Here is a 23417-nt window from a genome sequence, read left to right as displayed (position 1 = left end):
TGCCCCCGCGCTATCCGGCGAAACGCTTGCGGCGGTGGCCATAGTGGCGTGGCAGGATTTCCCGCGGGGCCAAAGGGGTCAGGGTCAAAGTCATGGCGTTATTCTGTGGGCGACGAAATCGGTGTCGTCAAGAGGCTAGCCAGCCCAATTTCAGCAGCTAGGGTGCCGGGATGGATATTTTGTCTCTCTCGTCTGTGGTGCTGTTGTTTGGCGCGGGCTGTCTGGCCGGGGCGCTGAATGCGGTGGCCGGAGGGGCGACGTTCTTTACCTTTCCGGTGCTGATCGCCTCCGGGCTGCCGCCGATGGTGGCCAATGCCACAAATTTCGTCGCCTTGGTGCCGTCCAATATCGCGGCATTGCCAGCGTTTCGCGATGAGCTGCGCGCGGTCGGGCGCGGGTTGATCCCGTTGCTGGCGGTCTGCGGCGCGGGGGGCGTTTTGGGCGCGGTGGTGCTGTTGTGGATGGGCGCGGGCGTGTTTGCCGATCTGGTGCCCTGGCTGATGGGGACGGCGACGGCGTTGTTTGCCTTTGCCCCGTGGTTGCGTCAGCAGATGACGCGATTTTCGCTGACACGGGCGGCGATCTGGCCGCTGTTGTTCCTGTTTTCCGTCTATGGCGGGTATTTTGGGGCCGGGCTGGGACAGATCATGTTGGCGGCATTGATCCTGTGCGGATACGAGCGGTTTCACACCGCCAATGCGCTGAAAAACGCCGTGATCGGCTGGATCAGCCTGTTGGCGGTGGTGATCTATGGCTTTGGCGCGGCGGTGGCCTGGCCCCAGGCGTTGATCATGATGGCGGGCGCGACGGTGGGTGGCTATGGCGGCGGGGCGTTGTCGCATCTGGTGCCGCAACGCGGGTTGCGCCTGGCAGTGATCGGGTTCGGGGTGGTGTTGACCACCTATTATTTTGTCACGGTCTGATTGGCCCTAGGTCGGCATTGTGGCGTTGGAATGCCACCAGATCCGCACACAGGTCGCCAGACCGTCGGCGTCAAATTCCGCCACCAAGGTCCCATCCAGTTCCATCCGGGGCAGAGGGTCACCGGGTTGCCGGTCGGGCAGGCCGGTTCCCGTGGATTTGGCCCAGATCTGAAACAGCTCTTCGCTGGCGACCTGATAGGTGACATTCCAATGACCGACGCCACCCGTTTCGGTTTCGGCCAGCACCCTGGGGGTCAGGGTAATATCCTGCTGCAGTTTGATCCGGTCCCAATAGCGGGCCAATTCGGTGGGACCGGTCTGGACCTGAAACGGGGTGTTCCAATATTGTCCGTCTGGTGCGAACAGGGCAGCAAAGCCTTGGGAATCCTGCGCCTCCCAGACCCGCTGATAGGCCTGCATGAAATCCTGTATGCTCATTGGAAATCCTTTGAAGTGACCGGTCTTTGTTGTTTTCAAAGGAATTCAAGCCCCCGGAGGAGCTTGGAATCAAGGGTGACAGTGCGTCACATTCGGTCAGAAGCCTCCCGGCTGTCCGAGGCGGATCAATACCCGCCGTCTTCGCCCTGCTGCCAGGGTTTGGCAAGGTTGCCAAAGCGGGTGAACTGCGCTTCGAACGACAGTTCAACGGTGCCGATGGGACCGTGACGCTGTTTGCCAACGATGACCTCGGCCTTGCCATGCAGGCGTTCCATGGCCTGGATCCATTCTTCGGTCTTTTCGACCTCGTGATCACCGGGTTTTTCGCGTTCCTTGTAATATTCTTCGCGGAACACGAACATCACGACGTCGGCGTCCTGTTCGATCGACCCCGATTCCCGCAGGTCCGACAGCTGCGGGCGTTTGTCGTCGCGGTTTTCCACCTGACGCGACAGCTGGGACAGGGCGATGACGGGGATGTTCAATTCCTTGGCGATCGCCTTCATGCCCATGGAAATCTCGGCGATTTCGTTGACGCGGTTTTCGGCCATGCCCCGGCACAGCTGAAGATAGTCGATCACCAACAGATCCAGCCCATGGGTCCGCTTCAGGCGTCGCGCCCGCGCCGCAAGTTGCGAGATCGGAATGGCGGGGGTGTCGTCGATGAACAAAGGACAGGCTTCGAGATCCTTGGCGGCCTGCACAAAGCGGCGGAATTCGCCTTCGGTCATGTCACCCTGGCGGATCTTGTGGCTGGAAATTTCCGAGGCTTCGGCCAGGATCCGGCCCGCCAGCTGTTCGGCGCTCATCTCGAGCGAGAAGAACCCGACCACGCCGCCATCCACCGCGCCTTCGGAGCCATCGGATTTGGCCCCGCGTTTATAGGCCTTGGCCACGTTAAAGGCGATGTTGGTTGCGAGCGAGGTTTTCCCCATCGACGGACGACCGGCCAGGATCAACAGATCCGAGGGGTGCAAGCCACCCAGCTGTTTGTCGAGATCGGCCAGCCCGGTGGAAATCCCGGCCATGCCACCGCCGCGCTGATAGGCTTCGTTGGTGACATTGACGGCTTCGGTGACGGCCTTGAGGAACGATTTGAACCCGCTTTCGGTCTGACCCTGTTCGGCCAGCTGATACAGCGCCTGTTCGGCCTCGACGATCTGTTCGCGTGGCTCGGATGCCACGTCGACCTTGCGCGCCTTGCCAGAAATCTCCTGGCCCAGACCGATCAATTCGCGCCGGATCGCCAGATCATAGATCATCTGGGCATAGTCGCGCACCGCAAAGGCGCTGATCGAGGCACCGGCCAGTTTGGCCAGATAGGCGGGACCACCCAGTTCCTTGAGACCCTCGTCGTCTTCCATGAACGCCTTGAGCGTGACCGGCGAGGCCAGCGCGTTCTTGGAAATCCGCGCGGCGGCAATTTCATAGATCCGCGCGTGAACCGGGTCATAGAAATGGCCCGAATTGATGATCGAGGCGACGCGGTCATAGACGTCATTGTTGGTCAGAATCGCGCCCAGCAGCTGTTGTTCCGCCTCGACCGAATGGGGCAGGGTCGCGGCTTCGGTGGTTTCCGCGGGCAGAGGGGGCTGGTTGCCGTCGAAACTGGTGATCTCGTTCATTGCTGCTCTCTTTGCCCCCGTTAACCCATCCCGCATAGGCCGCTGTCTTAGCTCAATCGACGGGCCACGGGCAAATTGTATGTTTTCTGGGGACAGGCTGTGAATAACGTCCGTCCAACATGATATTGACGCCCAAAGGTGTCTGGCGTCAATATCTTGTTGTGATGTTCGGGTTTGACCGGTCGGAGCGAAAAGGCTTCCGTAGGGTCAATGGCTGGGGTCAGGCCGGTTTGTTGGCGTCCTGCCAGGCGCGCGGGTCGCGCAGGAATTTTTCGACTTCGTCCAGGGTTTCAACGCTGAATGCCGCTTGGGCGCGGGCTTCGGCCAGGACATCCCACCAGGTGCACAGGTAATGCAGTTCGACGCCATGGTCGCCCAGGGTCTTGGTGGTTTCGGGGAAGATGTCGTAATAGAAAATCACCGCTGTGTGTCCGCAGGTGGCGCCGGTTTCACGGATCGCATCAACAAACGACAGTTTCGATCCGCCATCGGTGGTCAGATCTTCGACCAGCAGCACCCGTTCGCCTTCGCTCATTGCGCCCTCGATCCGGGCGTTGCGGCCGTATCCTTTGGGCTTCTTGCGCACATAGGTCATGGGCAGCGCCATGCGTTCGGCAACCAGGGCGGCAAAAGGGATGCCCGCAGTTTCGCCACCGGCGATATTGTCAAACGCCTCGAACCCGGCATTGCGCATCACGGTGACGGTCATGAAATCCATCAGCGTGCTGCGAATGCGCGGATAGGAGATCAGCTTGCGGCAGTCGATATAGCTGGGCGATGGCAGGCCCGACGCCAGGATATAGGGCGTGTCCGTGTTGAAATTCACGGCACCGATTTCCAGCAACATCCGGGCGGACAGGCGGGCGATTTCTTCGCGGGACGGGTAGGAGGAGGGGATCATGGGGCTATCCTTTGCTCGGGTCTTTGCGTGGACCGGTGTCGGGGGCCAAGGCTTTTATCTAAAAGCCTTGGTAAAATTCTTTGCAAGAATTTTCCACCGTCAGGCGGTGACGTGCCAATGCACAGGGAAGCCGGGGTCAAAGACAGTGACCGGGCCGTCCCCCGTTTCGATTTTTTCGGGCACATGCACCGGGTGTTCAGTCCGGGTCAGGGACAGGGTGCCTTGGTTCACTGGCAGGCCGTAGAAGGCTGGACCGTTGAGCGATGCGAACGCCTCGAGCTGATCCAGTGCGCCGTCTTCGTCAAACACATGTGCCAACAACGACATGGTGTTGGTCGCGGTGAAACAGCCGGCGCAGCCACAGGCGCTTTCCTTGTTCGGATCCGTGTGCGGCGCCGAGTCGGTGCCCAGGAAAAACCGTGCGTCCCCGGAAGTGGCCGCCGCGCGCAACGCCAGGCGGTGTTCTTCGCGTTTGGCAACGGGCAGGCAATAGTAATGTGGTTTGATCCCGCCAACCAGAATGTGGTTGCGGTTGATGATCAGGTGGTGCGTGGTGATGGTCGCGCCCAGATCGGCGGCGTTGGATTTCACATAGTCCACACCATTGGCTGTGGTGATATGTTCCATGACCACGCGCAGACCCGGGGTGGCACGGCGCAGCGGATCCAGAATGCGGTCGATGAACACGGCTTCGCGGTCAAAGATATCGATCTCGGCGTCGGTGACTTCGCCATGCACGCACAGGGGCAGACCGATTTCGGCCATGGTTTCCAGAACGCCGCGGACCTTGTCGAAATTGGCCACGCCCGAGGATGAATTGGTGGTTGCCCCGGCCGGGTACAGCTTGACCGCCTTGATCAGCCCGCTGGCATGGGCTGCGGCCACATCCGCCGGGTCTGTGTTTTCGGTCAGATACAGCGTCATCAGCGGTTCGAACTGCATGGTGTCAGGCAGCGCCGCCAGGATGCGGTCACGGTACGCGCTCGCATCCGCGCCGGTGACCACGGGGGGCACCAGGTTCGGCATGATGATGGCGCGCCCGAAATGGCGGGCGGTTTCGGGCAGAACGGCCTGCAACATCGCGCCATCGCGCAAGTGCAGATGCCAGTCGTCGGGGCGGCGGATTGTCAGGGTCTGGGTCATGCGCAGCCCCTAGCATGGACCGTGCTGCCGGAAAAGAGGGGATGCGGGCCCCGGCGGTCTCCTGCCCGGCAAAATTTACCCCCGGCGCGGCAAATTTTGCCCCCGGCCCGGCAAGTTTTGCATCGGGCGAGGCAAAATGCGCGGTTTCGTCCGGCGGATCGAGAGGGCAGGTTGCAAGGGCGAGGAAAAACATGCCCAGGACCCTGACATTCGAACACAGATATCCGGTTGATCCCGACCGCCTGTTTGCGCTGGTGACGGATCTGGACACGCTGGATGCGGTGACCAAACCCTGGGTTCAGTTCGATCATCTGCCGTCGGGGCCGGTGCAGGCCGGGCAGGTCATCGACGTGGCGATTTCCGTATTCGGGATTTTCCCCCGGATGCCCTATCGCATGCGGGTGGTGTCCTGTGATCCCAAAACACGCTGCATGACCTCTGACGAGGATGGTTTTGGGGTGCACCGGCTGGTTCACAGTCTCCAGGTGCATCCAGATCCCTTGGGGTCCCGATTGCTGGATCGGATCGAGATTGACGCGGGGTGGTCGACGCCTTTGGTCGCGGCCTGGGCGTGGGTCATCTATCGCTGGCGTCACCATGTCCGTCTCAGGCTGCTCCAGACCGGCTGAGACTCTCCGGCGATCTCCAGCGGGCTGTGATGGCGCGTCTCTCTGTTGTCAGCTGACTTGAGGCGGTGGGGTGAAATCACCTGCCTCTGCCTGTTGGGTCAGCTCGACCAGGCGACGACGGAACCGGCGCGCCCGCATGCGCGAGGTCACATTGCGACACAGCAACATGTTCAGATAGGGGCGTTCATTGCCGTCCAGCACCGACATCAGCCCGCGCAGATAGTCCAGATTGTCACGACGGGTGCGATATAATTTGTAAAAGGCCGTGCGGGTCAGCCGCCCCGACCCTGCAAGCGACAACACCCGATAAAGGATCTGCATGTCGATCAACCGGGTCTGCAGGGTCGCGCCCATGTTGGGCATGCGCAGGCGTTCGACGTTGGGGCGGTCAAACAGGGCCGAATGCATCGCGTCCAGATCCTGGCGCGGATCATACAGGATAAAGGCCCGGTCCGCCGCGTCCAGCATGTCGGGGGCATAGCCGAACCGGCTGGTGAAATCGGTGCGGCGCATTTCGATGAACCGGTCATCCCATTCGGTCATGCGCGGGTCCAGCGTGGCCTGGGGCTGAATGGCAACAACCGTGGCACCGGGCGCGGCCACGGAAAACGCGGCCGCAGCATAGCCACAGGGGCCAGCTCCATAAAACACAACATTGTCAAAATCTTCAAAGAAGCCATCGTCGATCAGCTGGTCAAAAAAGCCATAGATCCGATTGTCCCGAAACCAGGTATCGCCGTCCGATACGAAACACAGATGGGACCAGCCTCTGGTCTTGACCAGATCAAACCCCAATGGCTGGGCCAGCTCCGACAGATTGCGGATTCCCTGGACCGTTTCAAAGGTCACGAGCAGCGTGTTGTTCTGGTCAATGAAGCTGGCAAAATGCTTGTCGCCCAAAGATTGAAACATGCCGTGTTCTTCGGCAAGCTCCGCCATACGGGCTTTCCACTCGCTGACACTCAGGTCGGCAAGCGATTCATCCAAGGCGTTCAATCCATCCTGCATCGTTTCAATCCTCAAAGGCTCCAACCACTGGACGGGCTGGTTGCTGGGATCAGATCTAAATCCAGAATGAGGCCAAAATGGGAAAGAAATGGTTCCGGTTTCGGGCTTTTACCGGCAGCAACATGGGCAAGCGACACGGGCAAGGGGAGAGGTCAGCGACATGGGCCAGGGGAAAGGACGGTGGAGGGATCGATAGAGGAACCGGGGCGGGGGCGTATCGGACTGCTGCCCTCGCATGGATCGCCGATCAGAGTGTTGTAACAGATCGCTGATCAGATGCTGCCCCGGCGTGTCTCTGGGGTCGGGCCGGCCTCTCATGGTGCGCCCGCATCGCGCAGGCTGGCCTGTGCGATGCCACGCCCAACGGCCCGGCCGGCATCTGTGATGCAGGCCGGGCGGGCGGGAGCCCATCGATCAGGAGCATTTTGGTGCGGGATACATCAGGTGGGACACATCAGGCGGGACATATCAGGCGCGGTGACGGCCGCGGATCAGCTGTTGTTGGCCTTGCGCCGTCCCAGATTGGCAAAACCGGTCAGGGTCTGGGCCGTGGCTGCATTGATGGGCCGCGACGGGGGGGTCATCATCAATCGGGCAAACAGGGCGCGATAGGGTTCCTGCTCCATCAGCGCCAGAAACCGGGCCTGGCGCCAGGCCACGGCTGCGGTGTGCAGGCGGGACAGCTCCGGGTCGGACATCAGCTGTGCAACACCTGCGCGGCGGGCATCGTCGTAGCGGGTGATGCTGGTGTCGGTATCGCCGTTGAAATTGCGTTCGACCCAATAATCCACATCCAGAAGATGGTCCGAATGCACCGCCCGCCCGCGATCGGCCTTGAGCACGTAACTTTCCATTGATCCCAGCGGGTAGTGGTTCAGCTGGGCGAGGTCAAAATTGGGGCGGCCATAGTTGGAGAAGATCCGTTTGGTGCGGAATTGCTGGTCCAGTTCGCGCCCGGCGCAGTCGAACCAGCGACAGGTTTCCAGACGGTCCTGATCCGGTGATCGGGGTCGGTGCACGCCCAGTTTGCCATAAGTTCCATCATTGCGATACAGCGTCTTGAACATCGCCGCCCGCCACGGCCAATACAGGATCTCGGGGGCGCATTTGGTGAATTGCGCGGTGATGGGGCGATCCGCAAAGCGCAGCACATCCGCATTGCCGAACAATCGCCAGGTCAACGTGATCGCATCCGCATCCGGAAGGGCTGCCAGCAGCGCCTGGACGGTGCCGTCACCTGTGTGGATATTGACGAATTCATCCACGTCCAGCGGCAGGATCCAGTCGGCGTGTTTCACCGGTTTCATCCGAGAGGCCCGTTTCAGCGCGGTGAACTGGATGCCGCCCTGTTCATAGGGACCGTCATTGCGCACATGGGTCAGATGACCCAGGCTTTGCAATTGGTCCAGCATCACATCGGTGCCATCCTGGCAATCATTTGAAAACACCAGGAAATTCGTGAACCCGACGGCCCGATGATGCGCCAGCCATTCCAGCAGGAACGCCGCTTCGTTGCGTACGGTCAGAACGGCAAGGATGTTCACGGGCTTACCAATCTCTTCTAAAGACTACGACCTTGGCGTGTGACCATTTCGGGAAATACACCAGCCCGGCCGCCATCATCGTCTGAAAGACCGCTGCCACACCTTTTGACCCGATCCATTGGGGATGCAGTTCCAGAATTGCGACCCGGACGCTGGACAGGTCCATATCCGGAATGACAAATTGTTCGGCCCCTTCGATGTCGCAGATCAACACATCGGGGCGGATCTCCTGTGAGGTCGCCCGGGTTTCGCGGATTTCAATGGTTTCTTCGGCGATCACGCCGTCGGCGTCCTCTCGCGTCAGGGAGGAGGACAGGAAGTTCTGGCGCACAAAAAAGGTCGCCGTGCCTTTTTCCGGCCCCAGAATGGCATTGTGGATATGGGCGTTGGTGATGTTGTTTTCAGCATAGACGCTTTTGATATAGGGGATCAGCTGCGGGTTTGCCTCAAAGGCGTGGACTGCCTTGACGTTTTTGTGGATGGCAACCAGGGACGAAATAAAGCCGACACCGGCCCCCAGCTCCATCACGGTATCGCCGTCCTGCACGGCCTTGAGCACGGCGGCTGCCTCTTTGGCCTCGTATTCGCCAGACCGGAGCGACCCGCGGATCAGGCCGGTGATGAACACCCCGTCCTTGGGAAAGCGAATGCCCCGGGATTCGATATAGGATTTGTCACGAAAAGTGGGGGTCTTGGTGCTGGTGTCAGGCAAAAGTCAGCTCTCCAGGTCAAGCGCGAGCGCATAGGCCACACGTTCGGTTTCGGTCAGGTCGATTTTGAGCGCCTGTTCGTACAGCTCGCGGAATTCCTCCATCCCGTGCAGCTCATCGGCTTTGCTCCGGTGCCAGGCCAGGCCTTTGTTGTGCCAATACCGCAGCTGATCATCGGCCATCAACCGATCATATTCGGCCCGTAGGCGCGGCAGGTTGCGTTTGATGGTGATGTCGCGCCAGTCCGACCAATCCATGCGGATCCAGTAATTGATCCCGATCGAACGATCCACATGCAGCGCGCGGCCGCGTTGGCGTTTGATCAGGAAACTTTCGGCACTGCGCAGGGCATAGTGGTTCAGTTGCAGCAAATCGTAGCCAATGGATTTCTTGGAACTGCGCCAGCCGTTTTCTGCGGCTTCCCCGGTCATGTCGCGCCCGGATCCGTTGACCCATTTCACCTTGTTCTTGAACCCTTGGTCCAGCTTGTTGGGGCGGTGGCAGCTGATCTTTTCATAGGCGCCGATATTGCGGAACATGGTCTTGAACCCCCAGACCGTATGCGGTTTGGGGCAGAACTTTGGGGCGCAGGTGTCGAATTGGTCGATGACAAATTCGTCCGCCAGCCGGGTGACGCCATTGTGGCCGAACAGCCGCCAGGTCATCGCCACATTGGTGGCGTCGGGCACCGCATCAAAGAAATCCTGAAGCGTGCCATTGCCGCAGCGCACGTTCATGAATTCATCCACGTCGATATGGATGATCCAGTCGGCATTTTTGATCACCGGTTCCTTGAGCGCCTGATTGAGCGCGTATTGCTGGGGCGAATTGCCCTTCCAATTGTCGTTGTTGCGATGTTGCAGGATGCCCATGTCCTGCAGGCGGTCCAGAATTTCGCTGGTGCCGTCCGTGCAGTCATTGGTGTAGATCAGGAAATTGTCGACGCCCATGGCCCGGTGATAGGCGACCCATTCGACGATATAGGGGGCTTCGTTTTTCATGCAGCCGACAATGACATTGCCGCTGTGCCCGTCGGGCAGGGTGCGCATCGGCACGGCGTCATAGGCGGCGGCCAGTTCTTCTTCGTTCACAGCGCCCAGTTTGTTGTGCGGTTTGAACGACGAAGTTTGCAGCATCTCGAAATTCTTGACGGCCAAAGGCGGCAGGATCTTTTGGGCGGCTGGCGACAGGGTGTTGGGGGCGCGGTGTCTTTCCGGCGGGGGTGGGGCCGGTTGAGCCGATTTCTCAGCGCGGATGGGAGGCTGCATCCTGGCCAGATCAGCGCCCTTGGTCTTGCGTTCCTCGCGGGTGGCCTTTTGGATGCGAAACAGAAACGCCAACAGATACTGCGAGGCCCGATACCCCATGCCGGGATCACATTCGGTCCAGGGATCCGCGCCCGGGTCAGGCGCAAACACAGAGGGAGCGAGGGTCGGGTGGTCCGCGATCAGATCGGCGTTGATGTCAGAGAAATGATCGCTCACCACGCGCAGAGCACCGGCGTCGATGGCCGGACCGTCCAGCGAAATTTCGTTCAGAAAGCTGCGCCACAGAGGGCGGGGCAGAATGTATTTGCGCCCGGCCAGCACCGTGAGCAGCAGGTCATTCAATTGCCGCCCCCGCGCCACCCACGCGGCCGGGAAATCGGTGGGACGGCGGGCCGGAACGGCGCGCCCGATGGTGTCGGAAATGTCAAACATCTCGCGCAGCTCTTCGGTGGCCTCTGCGCCATAAAACCGGTCCGCATCATAGGGGCGCAGGGTCACCGTACCGGAGCCAAAGACGCTCTCCCAGTGGCGGACCAAGGCCGGGTAATCCAGCCAATAGGGCGCGCCCTGGGTCTCTTCGAACAGACCCGCCGCCGGGTCGATGGGACTACAGGTGTCCAGGCAGGCCTCCCACCAATTGTCATCACCGGCCAAAGCGAGATCGCGCGTCAACGGCGCGGCGCGCCCCTCCATGACCTGAGCGCCGTAATGGCGCGCCAGCAGCCGGGCCTGTTCGTCGACATGGGCAATGATGCGAATGTCGGGGGACAGTGGTTCCAGCAGATCGTGCAGCTGTTCCAGCTCGCTTTCGCGGTGCAGCGTGCACAATTGCGAGGCCGACAGGATCAGCGTGTCGGGTTTGTATTGCGCCACATCGCGCGCCAGATCTTCGGCCAGCTTTTCACGCAACATTTTCTGTTTGTCGGCGGCAATGAAGCCGCGATTGAACCGCAGGGGATCGACATGGTCCGGGTCTGTGACCGCCATATAAAGACGTGTGTGGTTCTTGGCCCCCGGCGCGCGGGGGAACAGAATGCCCTTGCCACGCAATTGCTCGCGCTTGTCATCCAGCACTTTTTGCAGCCGGTCGGCACCCACCTGTTCCAGACCGATATGAAGGTAAATCCGCATGGGTTATGACACGCCTTCTTGTGAGCTGGCCTGTGAACTGGCCTGTGCGCTGTCTTGTGAACGGGCCGGGTCGCTGTCTGTGGTCAGGATCGGATTGGCGTTCAATTTGCCCCACCAGGGCAGGTCGCGTCCCAGAAACGCGCCGATCCGGTGGGGTGCGTCGGGGTCTGAAATCTCGAATTCCAAAAAGTCGTCTCGCCCGGCAAAAAACGCCGCCAGCGCGGTGTAATGCCCGTCAATCCACTGCATCCGTTCCTTGGTCGTCTGACCATATCCCGCTGGCAGCCCCGGGATCTGGGCCATCGGCAGGCGCGTGGTGCCCAGGTTGGACCAGGCCAGCATGGATTTGGACATTGCGAATGCATCGCGACGCGAGGCCAGGAATTTCACGTTCGGATGATGCGTCTTGATTGCCAGGATCAGGGCGAAATCCATCTGTGGCCACAGGGAACTGTCGCCGCGCAGCATCGACATTTCGGAAATGGCCTCGACGCCGATCAGCCGCGCCATCGGATCGCCGGTTTCGAAATAGCCCTGATAGATGCGCTCCGCGACAAAGGCCATGCGCAGCGTCGGATGCGGCAGCGCCTTGCGGCCAAAGCGATGATCGGCCACCTCGTATCCCGCCTCGCGCAGAGCGCGGGCCAAGGTGGTGGTGCCCGATTTCGGCAAACCCAGATTGACCACCTGAATGCTCATGCCGGGGCTGCCTCTTCCATCAGGCCCAAATCGCGCAACAGGGCTTCTTCCTGTGGGGGCATCTTGGAGGCGTGCTTCAGCTGTTTGCGCATCTCCTGATAGGTCGGCTGTGCCATCAGTTCGTCCCGTTTGGCCAGATGCAGCTGCACGGCCTCTGCATGGCAGGCGGCAATCTCGGGGTCGGATTTCAGCCTGGCCAATTCGGCCTCCAATGCGGGCAGCATCCGCTGGATCGACGGATCCTGCCAGGCGGGGTCGTTGCGTTCGCGCCAATAGGTGTCGTCAAAGGCGCGGTTTTCCCGGTTCACGTCGCCGCGGTCGTTTTTGACCAGATAGCTGTCGAGCGAGCGCAACGCATAGTGGTTCAACGTCGCAAACGCACGACTGCCACGGGCGGGAAATTTGCGGATCCGGCGCGGATTGGCCGCCACCAGAAAGCGATGCGGGACATCGCGCCCTGAGGCATCCGACCAGCTGGGGTGTTTCTTCTTGGCCAGGTTGCCTTTGAAAAACGGCCGGTGCGCCCCATAATATTGCAGCGGAAAATCCTGGCGGACCAGGGATTTGACTTCGACCGAGGATTCGCCACACCACAGGTCCGGATTGTGACAGCGGGTGAATTGGGCAATCACCGGTTCATCGACAAACGCGTCGATGTCGTCATTGGCAAAAAACTGGAAATTCACCGAAATGGCCTGGCGTTCGGCCCCGCAGGCGGCGATCAGGGCCGGGATGGTGTGATCGCCCGCATGAATGTTCAGGAACTCATCCACATCCGCAATCCACACCCAATCGGCGTTCGCCACCACGTTGTGTTTGCGCGCGTCTTTCAGCGCCTCCATCTGGTAATTGCGCCCTTGGGCCGGGTTGGGCAGATGCTGAACCAGACCACGGTCGGCCAGCGTGTCCAACAGACGGTCTGTCCCGTCCGAACAATCATTGGAATAAAACAGGAAATCGGTGACCCCGATCACGCGGTTATAGGCGATCCACTCCAACAGGAACGGCCCTTCGTTCTTGACACATGTTACCGCGGTGATGCGCATGCCGCACCTCCAAACCATTTCCTGCCCGTGCGGGCCGTCAATCTGGGCATTGCTCGTTCCGCCTTGTGGCCCCACCCGTTCACAGCGGTGGATACCTGATTATTGTTTCCCAATTCATTACATTTTCGGCGGATTCCGTCAATCTTTAGGCAGATTGTTTCATTGCTGGTGGGACAACGGGTCCTGTCTGACCGGGATGTGCGCAAGTGACGTGATGACCCGGCTTGACGTTGCGGGGAGTGCATGGGCTGATACGGCAACCGGGACGGAGGGCACATGCAGCTACCACAATCCATCGACGCCGTGCAGCAGATGCTGGACGAACAGAATTATGTCTGTGGCCGGGCGCTGGCCACGGTCGTGTTCCTGTCGCTCAAATTGGGGCGGCCGCTGTTTCTGGAGGGCGAAGCGGGCGTGGGCAAGACCGAGATCGCCAAGGCGCTGGCCGCCGGGTTGGACCGCCGCCTGATCCGGTTGCAATGCTATGAGGGGCTGGATGCGTCGTCGGCTGTCTATGAATGGAATTTTGCGGCTCAGATGATCGCCATCCGCACCGCCGAGGCGGCAGGCGGCGCGGACCGGGCCGCGTTGCAGGCCGAATTGTTCAGCGATGATTTTCTGGTGCGCCGCCCGTTGTTGCAGGCCATGCAGCCGGACGAACAGGGACGTGCGCCGGTGCTGCTGATCGACGAGCTCGACCGCACCGACGAACCGTTCGAGGCGTTCCTGCTCGAAGCGCTGAGCGATTTTCAGGTGACCATCCCGGAGCTGGGCACGATCAAGGCCGCCGAACCGCCGATTGTCATCCTGACCTCGAACCGCACCCGCGAGGTGCATGACGCATTGAAACGGCGCTGTCTGTATCATTGGGTGGATTATCCCGATTTCGCGCGCGAAGTGGACATTCTGAACGCCCGCGCGCCAGCGGCCTCGGACCAGCTGAGCCGCGAGGTGGTGGCCTTTGTCCAATCCCTGCGCACCGAAGACCTGTTCAAGAAACCGGGAGTGGCCGAAACCATCGACTGGGCCAATTGTCTGTTGGCGCTGGATGTGGTGACGCTCAGCCCGGAGGTGATCGCCGACACATTGGGCGCGATCCTGAAATACCAGGACGACATTGCCCGCCTGCAAGGGTCCGAGGCCAAACGTATTCTGGATCAGGCCAAAGCGTCGCTGGAACCGGTCTGATGTTTGCTCTTGCCGGAAACATCCCCGGGGGATGCGGGCAGAGCCCCCATGAGGCGTCCGATGCCTGAATACCCCGAACTGACCCTGCCGGATGAGCCCAAGCTGGCCCAGAACATCACCCATTTCGCCCGCGCGCTGCGCAAGGCGGGACTGCCCATTGGGCCGGGCCGGGTGATCGACGCGATCGGGGCCGTGGCCGCCGCCGGGTTCACCTCTCGGGATGATTTTTATTGGGCGCTGCACGCCTGTTTCGTGTCCAAACCCGAGCATCGCACGGTCTTTGCGCAGGTGTTTCGGCTGTATTGGCGCAACCCGCAGTATCTGGAACATATGATGGCGGCGATGTTGCCCGCCATTCGCGGGGTGCAGGAGGAGCGCGCCGCTGATCCCGGCGAAAAACGGGCCGCCGAGGCGCTGTTGGATGGCATCCGCCCCGAGGAGGCCCCGGCAGGCGAGGAAGAGGAAGACGGAACCGAGATCGAAGTGGATGCTTCGATGACCATTTCGGCCGAAGAGCGTCTGCGCAGTCTCGATTTCGAACAGATGAGCACCGAAGAGGTCGCCCGCGCCAAGCGGATGCTGGCGCAGCTGCAGTTGCCGGTGAAGCCGATCAAATCGCGTCGGCGTCAGGTGGCCCTGCTGGGGCAGCATCCGGATTGGCACCGGACCCTGCGCCAGTCCCTGCGCCAGGGCGGTGAATTGCGCGACATGGCCCGTGCCACCCCGCGAGAACGTTGGCCCAATCTGGTTGTTCTTTGCGATATCTCCGGATCGATGAGCCAATATAGCCGTGTGATACTGCATTTTCTCCATGCCGTTTCGAACGCCAAAGGTGCCGGTTGGGCCAAGGTCCATGCGTTTACCTTTGGCACACGGCTGACCAATATCACCCGCCACCTGCGTCAGAGGGATGTGGATGCCGCATTGGCCGCCGCCGGAGCAGAAGCACAGGATTGGGAAGGCGGCACACGGATCGGGCAATGCCTGCACAGCTTTAACCGCGACTGGTCGCGCCGGGTGATGGGGCGGGGGGCGGTTGTGCTGTTGATCACCGACGGGCTGGACCGCGATGACCCTGACGCGCTGAGCCGGGAAATGCAGCGTCTGACCCTGTCGGCGCGGCGTCTGATCTGGCTGAATCCGCTGTTGCGCTGGGACGGGTTTGCCCCCAAAGCCCAGGGCATTCGCGCCATGCTGCCACATGTGGACAGTTTTCGCGCGGGTCATTCCATCGCCTCGCTCGAAGAGTTGGCCGAGGTGATATCGCGTTCCGATGATGTGGGCGAAAAGGCGCGGCTGTTGCGGATGATGTCCTAGGGGGCAATCGTGGCTGAGCCAGGGCTGAGGCAGGGATGATCGCCGGGGGCGCTGCCCCCGGACACCCCTCCGGCCCCCCCCGGACCCCCGAGGTATTTTTCACCAGAAAGAAGCACAAGACGTGGCGTCGGTGCCGGGATTTTTGGAGTTTGATCTATATCATTCTAAATTTGGAATGTGTTATATATTCTGAATAAGGAATGTAACTCTTGCAAAGGAAATCTCATGCCGCTCAACTGGAAAGCAGGGGGTCTGCTGCTGGGGCTGGTCTTTTTCCTGGCCGTGCTGCTGGTGAAACCGATTGGTGTGTCGACCCAATTTGTCATTTTGAATGGAATTCTGGGGGATGCCGTGAACCCGGATATGGTGACCCAGGTGGAGGACGGATACACCTCCTCGAATGCCTATCTGGCCAAATCGGGTGGCAAATACGCCAAGAATGTCGCCAATCCGCTGAACTACAGCTTTGTCTTTGTGGTTGCCATGGCGGTGGGTGGGTTCCTGTCGGTGATGGCGCGTGGTGGGCTGGACGCCGCGGAACGGAGCATGCCCGCGCTGTGGCGGGCCAATTTTGGCGACAGTCGGATCAAACGCAATATGGCCGCGTTTCTGGGCGGGTTCATCGTGCTGTATGGCGCGCGGCTGGCCGGGGGGTGCACTTCGGGTCACATGATGTCGGGGATGATGCAGACGTCGATGTCGGGGTATCTTTTTGCGCTGGGCGCCTTTGGCGCGGCGGTGCCGGTATCGCTCATTCTGTTCAAACGGGAGGTGTAAGTCATGAGTTCAATTCTTCTCGCGATCGTTTTGGGGTTGGCCTTTGGTGCGGCGCTGGACCGGGTGGGGGCGTCGAACCCGACCTTGATCGGCAAGATGCTGAACCTGACCAACCTGAATCTGGCGAAATCCATCCTGTTGGCGATTGGCACCGGGTCGGTGTTGATGTTTGGTGGTCAGATGCTGGGGCTGGTCGATGTGGGCCACATGTCGGTCAAAACCGCCTATGTCGGCGTGTTTCTTGGCGGTTTGATGTTGGGCGCGGGCTGGGCCGTATCGGGATTTTGCCCGGGCACTGGCGTGGTTGCTGCGGCCTCCGGGCGCAAGGACGCGCTGTTTTTCATTGCCGGCGGATTGCTCGGGGCGGCGGCCTATATGGTGACCTATCCCAGCTGGAAGGCCAGCGGCCTTCTGGACAAGATCTGGGGTGGCAAGGTGACATTGGGCACCGTCCCGGGGTCCAAATTTGACGGTGTGACCGCCTTGCCCGGCGATGTTCTGGGGCTGGTGCTGGGATTGGGGTTTGTGGCTCTGGCCTTTGCCCTGCCAGAGCGGTTGACAGGGCAAAAGCCCGGGGCGCAACCGGCCGAATAATCCCATCAGATCGGAGAGCGGCAACTCTCCGTCATGGCCCGGGCGTGCGGGCCATGCAGCAGCGACCCGGCGTTTTCGTGTTCCCGCCGGGTCGCTTTGCGGCTTGAAACCCGGCGCGATTGCGACAAGTTTTGTCAGATGCTCTGTTGGCGAAAAAAGAGAACACGCAATGACCCAAGCCCGATTTGAAAATGCCCCTGAAATTGCGCTGGACTGGCATCGCGCGGGAACCAAGGCGGCGCTGGCCACGGTGGTTCAGACCTGGGGCAGCGCGCCGCGCCGGGTCGGATCGCAATTGGTGGTGGGCGGTGACGGGCGGATCGAAGGATCGGTGTCGGGTGGATGTGTCGAGGGCGCGGTGGTGGTCGAGGCGCTGGAGGCGCTGGAAGACGGTGAACATCGGATGCTGGAATTCGGGGTCAGCGACGAAGATGCCTTTGCTGTGGGGTTGGCCTGTGGTGGCACCATTCGGGTGTTGGTCGAACCGGTTGGCAGCGCGATGCCGTTGGATTTGTTGGAAGAACTGGTAACCGCCCGCGCGGCGCGCACGCCGTTGGCCTATGAGGTGAACCTGCGCGATGGCACCCGGCGTCTGTTGCATGGGGCGCATACGGACCGGATGCGCATGGACCGGTCGGGCATGGAGGACGACGACGAGACATTTGTCGCGGTGCATAACCCGCCGCTGCGCCTGATCGTGGTGGGGGCGGTGCATATCGCGCAGGCATTGGTGCCAATGGCGCGGATTGCGGGCTATGATCCGGTACTGATCGACCCGCGCGAGGCGTTTGGATCCTCCGATCGGTTCCCCGGTGAAACCGTCCTGCTGGATTGGCCGGATGACGCCGTGGCACAGGTGGGGTTGGATGCCCGCACGGCGATCGTGTTGCTGACCCACGACCCAAAGCTGGACGATCCGGCGCTGGAGGCGGGGCTGGGGGCTGACTGTTTTTATATCGGTGCGCTGGGGTCCAAGCGCACCCATGCCAAACGCGTCACCCGGATGCAGGACGCCGGGTTTTCGCAGGCGCAGATTGACCGCATACACGGTCCTGTCGGTCTGGATATCGGTGCCGCAGGCCCGGCGGAAATCGCCCTGTCCATATTGGGCGAGATGACAGCGGTTTTGCGCGGGAAAGTCACATGAAATTTGGCGCGGTTCCAACCAGCGAAGCTGTGGGAGCGGTTCTGGCCCATTCGATGCAGGCCAGCCGGTCCGGTGAGGAAGGCGCGTATCGCATACCCAAGGGGACGGTTCTGGATGCGGCCCATGTGGTGGATCTGGCGGCTCATGGCCATGCACGGATTACGGTGGCACGGCTGGAAGACGGTGATCTGGCAGAAAATGAGGCCGCCGAAATCCTGGCCCGCGCATTGGTGCCGGAGCCGGCGGCACAGAACATCCGGATTTCGCGGGCAGGGACGGGCCGGGTCAACCTGTTTGCTGACCGATGTGGGGTGGTCCAACTGGATCGGGCGCGTCTGGAGGCCGTCAATGCAGTGGACCCGATGATCACCATCGCCACAGTGCCAAACTACCATCGCGTCGATGCGGGGGGGATGATCGCGACGATAAAGATCATTTCCTATGCGGTTCCGGGCGATGCCCTGCGGCGGGCCAAGGCCGGAGCAGAGGGCGCAATTGGCGTGATTGCGCCAGTTTTTGCCAGCGCAACGCTGATTGAAACCGTGACCTCGTCGGAGCCTCCGTCGGACAAGGGGCGCAAGGCCATGGCCGGACGGTTGCATCGTATGGGAATGACGCTGAGCGATCGGGTCGTCGTGCGACACGCACAAGATGTGCTGGCAGAGGCCGTGCAGCAAGCACCGGGCGAGGTGATCCTGATTCTCACCGGATCGGCGACCTCGGATCCTTTGGATGTGGCGCCGCAAGCTGTGCGTTTGGCGGGGGGCACCGTGACACGGTTCGGAATGCCGGTGGACCCGGGCAATTTGCTGTTTCTGGGACATCTGGGCGACCGGCCGGTGATTGGCCTGCCGGGCTGTGCGCGCTCGCCTGCGCTGAATGGCGCGGATTGGGTGCTGGAGCGGGTGGTGTGTGGGGTCGACGTCACGGGTGCAGATATCGCTGCGATGGGGGTCGGCGGATTGCTCAAGGAAATCCCGACCCGCCCCCAGCCGCGAGATGCAACCGGATGATCTTTGGCTTTGGTCGGTGACGGCTGGCCAGCCCGGGACTGTGGTTGGATTTCCGGGCGCGCAAGGCTGAGAAACAGACGTCACGTCGCCGATATGTTCTGTTGGGTTGCAGCATGGCGGGAGGCGGGCTTTTGTTGAATTTTATCAAAGAACTATGCGGAAACCTGAGATCAAATTTCCGCATTGCAGCAGAAAGTTGTGCGATTGCAGCACATTATGGCGGTTCTCAAGCTTGGGGCCGCGTGCTTAACTTCCTTCTGATAATAAAGAAACCCAAGGGGAGGATCTCATGACTCAGGTCTCAATGACCGTGAACGGAAAGCCTGCGCAGGGAGATGTTGAAGGGCGCACGTTGCTGTCGTCGTTTCTGCGCGACGCGCTGGGTTTGACCGGAACGCATGTGGGCTGTGACACCAGCCAATGTGGTGCTTGCGTGGTGCATGTGAACGGCGAAGCGGTGAAAAGCTGTACCATGCTGGCCGCGGAAGCCGACGGTGCGGATGTGGCTACCATCGAAGGGCAAAGCGCTGCGGATGGAACGCTGAACACCATTCAGCAGGCATTTCAGGATCATCATGGTCTGCAATGCGGGTTCTGCACGCCGGGGATGGTGATGAGCGCGGCTGCGCTGCTCAAGGATAACCCCAAGCCGTCCGAAGCGGAAATCCGGGATTACCTGGAAGGCAATCTGTGTCGCTGTACCGGCTACCACAATATCGTCAAGGCGATCATGGCCGCATCCGGCCAGGATGTCAGCGCGCTCGCAGCTGAGTGATCAGCAATGGTGCGTGCCAGCACGCACCCTACGGTGACGCACGGGATTGGCGCGTACCGGATTTGAATACTCAGGTAGATTGTAGGGTGTGTGCTTGCACGCACCGCACCCAGGGAGGAGAATAACATGCCCAAGGATAGTGGCATCGGCGCCAGCCCGAAGCGGCGCGAGGACGTCCGGTTTTTGACCGGAGAAGGTAATTACACAGACGACATTAACGTAAACGGCCAGGCCTATGCGTATTTCCTGCGCTCGGATGTGGCGCATGCGACGATCAACGGGGTTGATACAGCGGCAGCCGCCGCCATGCCCGGTGTGGTCAAGATCCTGACCGGCGCCGATTTCGAAGGGGTGGGTGGCATCCCCTGTGGCTGGCAGGTGACCGACCGCAATGGCGAGGTCATGCAGGAACCGGCCCACCCGATCCTGGCCCAGGGCAAGGTGCGCCATGTGGGCGACCCGATTGCCATGGTCATTGCCGACAGCCTGGAGCAGGCCCGCGATGCGGCCGAGGCCATCGACCTGGATCTGGACGAATTGCCGGCCGTGGTCAATATGGCCGCTGCGCTGGCCGATGGTGCCACCAAGGTGCACGACGATCTGACCTCGAACCTGTGTTATGATTGGGTGCTGGGGGAGACCGACAATGACGTGGTGCAAAAGGCGTTTGACGATGCGGCCCATGTCACCACGCTGGAGCTGGTGAACCAGCGTCTGGTGGCCAACCCGATGGAGCCGCGGGTGGCCGTTGGCGATTACAGTCGGGGCACGGACGAACATACGCTTTATACCACCAGCCAGAACCCGCATGTGATCCGGTTGCTGATGTGCGCCTTTGTTCTCGGGCTGCCCGAACACAAGGTGCGCGTGGTCGCGCCGGATGTGGGCGGTGGTTTTGGCACCAAAATCTTCCACTATGCCGAAGAAGCGGCGGTGACCTTTGCCGCCAAGGCGATCAACCGCCCCGTCAAATGGACCGCGTCACGCTCTGAGGCCTTCATGTCGGATGCGCAGGGGCGCGATCATGTGACCACGATCCAGCTGGCGCTGGACAGTGACAACAACTTTACCGCGCTGCGCACGGATACAATGGCCAATATGGGGGCCTATCTGTCGACGTTCTCGTCTTCGGTGCCGACATGGCTGCATGGCACGTTGATGGCAGGGAACTATACAACCCCCTGCGTTCAGGTGAACGTCAAGGCGGTGTTCACCACCACGGTGCCCGTTGATGCCTATCGTGGCGCTGGGCGTCCCGAGGCGACGTTCCAGATTGAACGGCTGATCGACAAGGCCGCGCGGGAATTGGGCGCGGACCCGGTGGCGCTGCGGCGGCAGAACTTTGTCACCCAGTTCCCCTATGACACGCCCGTCGCGCTGACCTATGACACTGGCGATTACAATGGCACCATGGACAAGCTGGAAGTGGCGGCCGATTTTGCCGGGTTCGATGCGCGTCGCGCCGCGAGCGCCAAAAACGGCAAGCTGCGGGGTCTGGGCATCAATTGCTATATCGAAGCCTGCGGCATCGCGCCGTCCAACATCGTTGGTATGCTGGGCGCACGGGCGGGGCTGTATGATGCGGCAACGGTGCGGGTGAATGCCACCGGATCGATCAGCGTCATGGTCGGGGCCCACAGCCACGGGCAGGGGCATGAGACCACATTCCCCCAGGTGGTGGCCGAAATGATCGGCATTGACGAAAGCCAGATCGAGATCGTCCATGGCGACACGTCAAAAATCCCTTTTGGCATGGGCACTTATGGATCGCGCTCCCTCGCGGTTTGTGGATCGGCCATGGTGCGGGCGACCGAAAAGATCATCAACAAGGCCAAGAAGATCGCCGCGCATCTGCTGGAAGCATCTGATGCGGATATCGAGCTGAAGGATGGTCAGTTCACCGTTGCGGGCACCGATAAATCGGTGGCCTGGGGGGATGTCACCCTGACCGCCTATGTGCCGCATAACTTCCCGTTGGAAGATATCGAACCGGGGCTGGAGGAGACCGCGTTTTATGACCCGGCCAACTTTACCTTCCCCGCCGGGGCCTATGCCTGTGAGGTCGAAGTGGACCCCGATACCGGCAAGGTGACGGTGGAACGGTTTGCGGCAGCGGATGATTTTGGCAATATCATCAACCCGATGGTCGTCGACGGTCAGGTGCATGGTGGCATTGGCCAGGGGATTGGTCAGGCGTTGTTGGAAAACTGTGTCTATGACGAAAACGGTCAACTGCTGAGCGCCTCCTACATGGATTACGCGATGCCGCGGGCCGATGATGTGCCGTTCTATACGGTGGATCATTCCAGCCAGACGCCGTGCACCCACAATCCCTTGGGCGTCAAGGGCTGTGGCGAGGCCGGGGCCATCGGATCGCCGCCTGCGGTGGTTAATGCGGTGATTGATGCCTTGCAGTCGGGCGGTCACAAGGTGGACCACATCGATATGCCGATGTCGCCGGGCCGTGTTTGGGAGGCTATGCAGGGCTGAGTTGAGGGGGGCAGGGCGTTGCCCCGCCCAATCCAAGCCTGGGGGACCAGTCCCCCAGACCCCCTGGGATATTTTTGGCCAGATGAAGAGGCGGACCCGTTCTCTTCGGAAGGAAAGGAAGGACGAAATGTATAATTTCGAGTTTGAGAAACCCGCCACTATCGCCGATGCGGTGGCCGCGCTGGGCAGTGAGGACGCGCAGGCGCTGGGCGGGGGACAGACATTGATCCCCACCCTGAAGCAGCGGTTGGCGAGCCCGGCAAAGCTGGTGTCGCTGAGCGGCATTGACGAGATGAAAGGCGTGGCCCATCGCGGTGGGTCGGTTGTCATCGGGGGAGCAACTCCTCATGCGGTCGTTGCGGCCGAGGCCGGGGCGCAATATGCGGCACTTGCCGATCTGGCGGGCAATATCGGGGATCCGGCCGTGCGCAACCGTGGCACCATAGGCGGATCGCTGGCCAACAATGACCCGTCGGCCTGTTATCCGGCGGCGGCGCTGGCATCCGGGGCAACCATTGTCACCAATGCGCGGGAAATTGCGGCGGATGACTATTTTCGGGGTCTGTTTGAAACCGCGCTGGAAGAGGGAGAGATCGTGACGTCTGTCAGTTTCCCGGTTCCTGAGGCTGCGAATTATCAGAAGTTCGAACAGCCCGCGTCCCGATTTGCGCTGGTTGGTGTGTTTGTGGCCAGATATGGGGACGGTGTGCGGGTTGCGGTCACCGGTGCATCCGAAGATGGGGTCTTTCGTTGGGGCGAGGCCGAAGCGGCGCTGAGCGCCAATTTCTCGGCGGATGCTTTGGATGGGTTGTCAGTGGACAGTGATGCCATGATCGGGGATCTGCATGGGTCCAAAGCGTATCGCGCGCATCTGGTTGCGGTGCTGACCAAACGCGCGGTCGCTGCTGCAGGGTAATCCCGGTTACGCACCGAGAGGCTCAGACACAGGCCCCGACACAGGTTCCAGTATCCTGCGTGGGGGCCTGTGCGTGTGTGTCGAGAGATCGGTCGGGTCGCCTGCACAGTTAGGGATCAGGGATGTCGCATGGTC

21 protein-coding genes are annotated in these 23417 nt (G+C 61.0%); 11 read left to right on the top strand and 10 right to left on the bottom strand.

What is annotated here, in order from left to right; genetic code table 11:
- The first annotated feature begins 170 nt into the window (after nucleotides 1–170).
- On the top strand, nucleotides 171–923 hold the full coding sequence (locus K3727_14130; protein UWQ89933.1) for a sulfite exporter TauE/SafE family protein: 753 nt from the start codon (nucleotides 171–173) through the stop codon (nucleotides 921–923).
- A gap of 6 nt (nucleotides 924–929) precedes the next feature.
- Here K3727_14130 and K3727_14125 read toward each other — a convergent pair whose 3' ends face one another.
- The 4 genes from K3727_14125 to pyrC form a co-directional block, all read right to left on the bottom strand.
- Nucleotides 930–1361 carry a nuclear transport factor 2 family protein gene (locus tag K3727_14125; protein UWQ89932.1) on the bottom strand — a complete coding sequence of 144 codons (432 nt, stop codon included), beginning with the start codon at nucleotides 1359–1361 and terminating at the stop codon, nucleotides 930–932.
- 125 nt (nucleotides 1362–1486) lie between these two features.
- On the bottom strand, nucleotides 1487–2986 hold the full coding sequence (locus K3727_14120; GenBank protein ID UWQ89931.1) for a replicative DNA helicase: 1500 nt from the start codon (nucleotides 2984–2986) through the stop codon (nucleotides 1487–1489).
- A 220-nt stretch (nucleotides 2987–3206) separates the two neighbouring features.
- Nucleotides 3207–3887 (bottom strand): orotate phosphoribosyltransferase, encoded by a 681-nt coding sequence (locus K3727_14115; GenBank protein ID UWQ89930.1) that lies wholly within the window; start codon nucleotides 3885–3887, stop codon nucleotides 3207–3209.
- A gap of 99 nt (nucleotides 3888–3986) precedes the next feature.
- A complete protein-coding gene (gene pyrC / locus K3727_14110; GenBank protein ID UWQ89929.1) occupies nucleotides 3987–5030 on the bottom strand; it encodes a dihydroorotase in 1044 nt (347 codons plus the stop codon).
- Between the two features lie 191 nt (nucleotides 5031–5221).
- On the opposite strand from pyrC, the gene K3727_14105 reads away from it, so the two are divergent.
- Complete coding sequence (locus K3727_14105; protein UWQ89928.1) at nucleotides 5222–5659, top strand: hypothetical protein; 438 nt, start codon at nucleotides 5222–5224, stop codon at nucleotides 5657–5659.
- A 48-nt stretch (nucleotides 5660–5707) separates the two neighbouring features.
- On the opposite strand, the gene K3727_14100 is transcribed toward K3727_14105, so the two are convergent.
- The 6 genes from K3727_14100 to K3727_14075 all read right to left on the bottom strand — a co-directional run bounded on the left by K3727_14100 (nucleotide 5708) and on the right by K3727_14075 (nucleotide 13065).
- Nucleotides 5708–6667, bottom strand: a complete 960-nt coding sequence (locus tag K3727_14100) for a phosphoadenosine phosphosulfate reductase (protein UWQ89927.1) — start codon at nucleotides 6665–6667, stop codon at nucleotides 5708–5710.
- A gap of 491 nt (nucleotides 6668–7158) precedes the next feature.
- Nucleotides 7159–8211, bottom strand: a complete 1053-nt coding sequence (locus K3727_14095) for a glycosyltransferase family 2 protein (protein UWQ89926.1) — start codon at nucleotides 8209–8211, stop codon at nucleotides 7159–7161.
- Nucleotides 8212–8215: 4 nt separating this feature from the next.
- A complete protein-coding gene (locus K3727_14090; GenBank protein ID UWQ89925.1) occupies nucleotides 8216–8923 on the bottom strand; it encodes an FkbM family methyltransferase in 708 nt (235 codons plus the stop codon).
- 3 nt (nucleotides 8924–8926) lie between these two features.
- On the bottom strand, nucleotides 8927–11320 hold the full coding sequence (locus K3727_14085) for a glycosyltransferase family 2 protein (protein ID UWQ89924.1): 2394 nt from the start codon (nucleotides 11318–11320) through the stop codon (nucleotides 8927–8929).
- Between the two features lie 3 nt (nucleotides 11321–11323).
- Complete coding sequence (locus K3727_14080; GenBank protein UWQ89923.1) at nucleotides 11324–12019, bottom strand: sulfotransferase family protein; 696 nt, start codon at nucleotides 12017–12019, stop codon at nucleotides 11324–11326.
- On the bottom strand, nucleotides 12016–13065 hold the full coding sequence (locus K3727_14075; GenBank protein UWQ89922.1) for a glycosyltransferase family 2 protein: 1050 nt from the start codon (nucleotides 13063–13065) through the stop codon (nucleotides 12016–12018). Before K3727_14075 ends, K3727_14080 begins: the two co-directional genes overlap by 4 nt.
- A gap of 276 nt (nucleotides 13066–13341) precedes the next feature.
- Between K3727_14075 and K3727_14070 the strand changes: the two genes are divergently transcribed.
- The 9 genes from K3727_14070 to K3727_14030 all read left to right on the top strand — a co-directional run bounded on the left by K3727_14070 (nucleotide 13342) and on the right by K3727_14030 (nucleotide 23282).
- A complete protein-coding gene (locus K3727_14070) occupies nucleotides 13342–14253 on the top strand; it encodes a MoxR family ATPase (protein ID UWQ89921.1) in 912 nt (303 codons plus the stop codon).
- Nucleotides 14254–14313: 60 nt separating this feature from the next.
- On the top strand, nucleotides 14314–15570 hold the full coding sequence (locus K3727_14065) for a VWA domain-containing protein (GenBank protein ID UWQ89920.1): 1257 nt from the start codon (nucleotides 14314–14316) through the stop codon (nucleotides 15568–15570).
- Between the two features lie 225 nt (nucleotides 15571–15795).
- Nucleotides 15796–16347: a YeeE/YedE family protein gene (locus tag K3727_14060; GenBank protein UWQ89919.1), complete on the top strand. Its 552-nt coding sequence runs from the start codon at nucleotides 15796–15798 to the stop codon at nucleotides 16345–16347.
- Nucleotides 16348–16350: 3 nt separating this feature from the next.
- Nucleotides 16351–16941, top strand: coding sequence for a YeeE/YedE family protein (locus K3727_14055; protein ID UWQ89918.1), 591 nt, complete (start codon nucleotides 16351–16353; stop codon nucleotides 16939–16941).
- Nucleotides 16942–17110: 169 nt separating this feature from the next.
- On the top strand, nucleotides 17111–18088 hold the full coding sequence (locus K3727_14050; protein ID UWQ89917.1) for an XdhC family protein: 978 nt from the start codon (nucleotides 17111–17113) through the stop codon (nucleotides 18086–18088).
- A complete protein-coding gene (locus K3727_14045) occupies nucleotides 18085–19101 on the top strand; it encodes a molybdopterin-binding protein (GenBank protein UWQ89916.1) in 1017 nt (338 codons plus the stop codon). Before K3727_14050 ends, K3727_14045 begins: the two co-directional genes overlap by 4 nt.
- A 289-nt stretch (nucleotides 19102–19390) precedes the next feature.
- The gene (locus K3727_14040) at nucleotides 19391–19876 is read left to right on the top strand and encodes a (2Fe-2S)-binding protein (GenBank protein UWQ89915.1); all 486 of its coding nucleotides are present in this window, start codon (nucleotides 19391–19393) and stop codon (nucleotides 19874–19876) included.
- Between the two features lie 126 nt (nucleotides 19877–20002).
- Nucleotides 20003–22366, top strand: coding sequence for a xanthine dehydrogenase family protein molybdopterin-binding subunit (locus tag K3727_14035; protein UWQ89914.1), 2364 nt, complete (start codon nucleotides 20003–20005; stop codon nucleotides 22364–22366).
- A gap of 127 nt (nucleotides 22367–22493) precedes the next feature.
- Nucleotides 22494–23282, top strand: coding sequence for a xanthine dehydrogenase family protein subunit M (locus K3727_14030; protein UWQ89913.1), 789 nt, complete (start codon nucleotides 22494–22496; stop codon nucleotides 23280–23282).
- The last annotated feature ends 135 nt before the right edge of the window (nucleotides 23283–23417 follow it).

This window comes from Rhodobacteraceae bacterium M382 (assembly GCA_025141015.1).
In the GTDB taxonomy this organism is placed as follows: Bacteria; Pseudomonadota; Alphaproteobacteria; order Rhodobacterales; family Rhodobacteraceae; genus Aliisedimentitalea; species Aliisedimentitalea scapharcae.
This window is presented reverse-complemented; position numbering and strand designations above follow the sequence as displayed.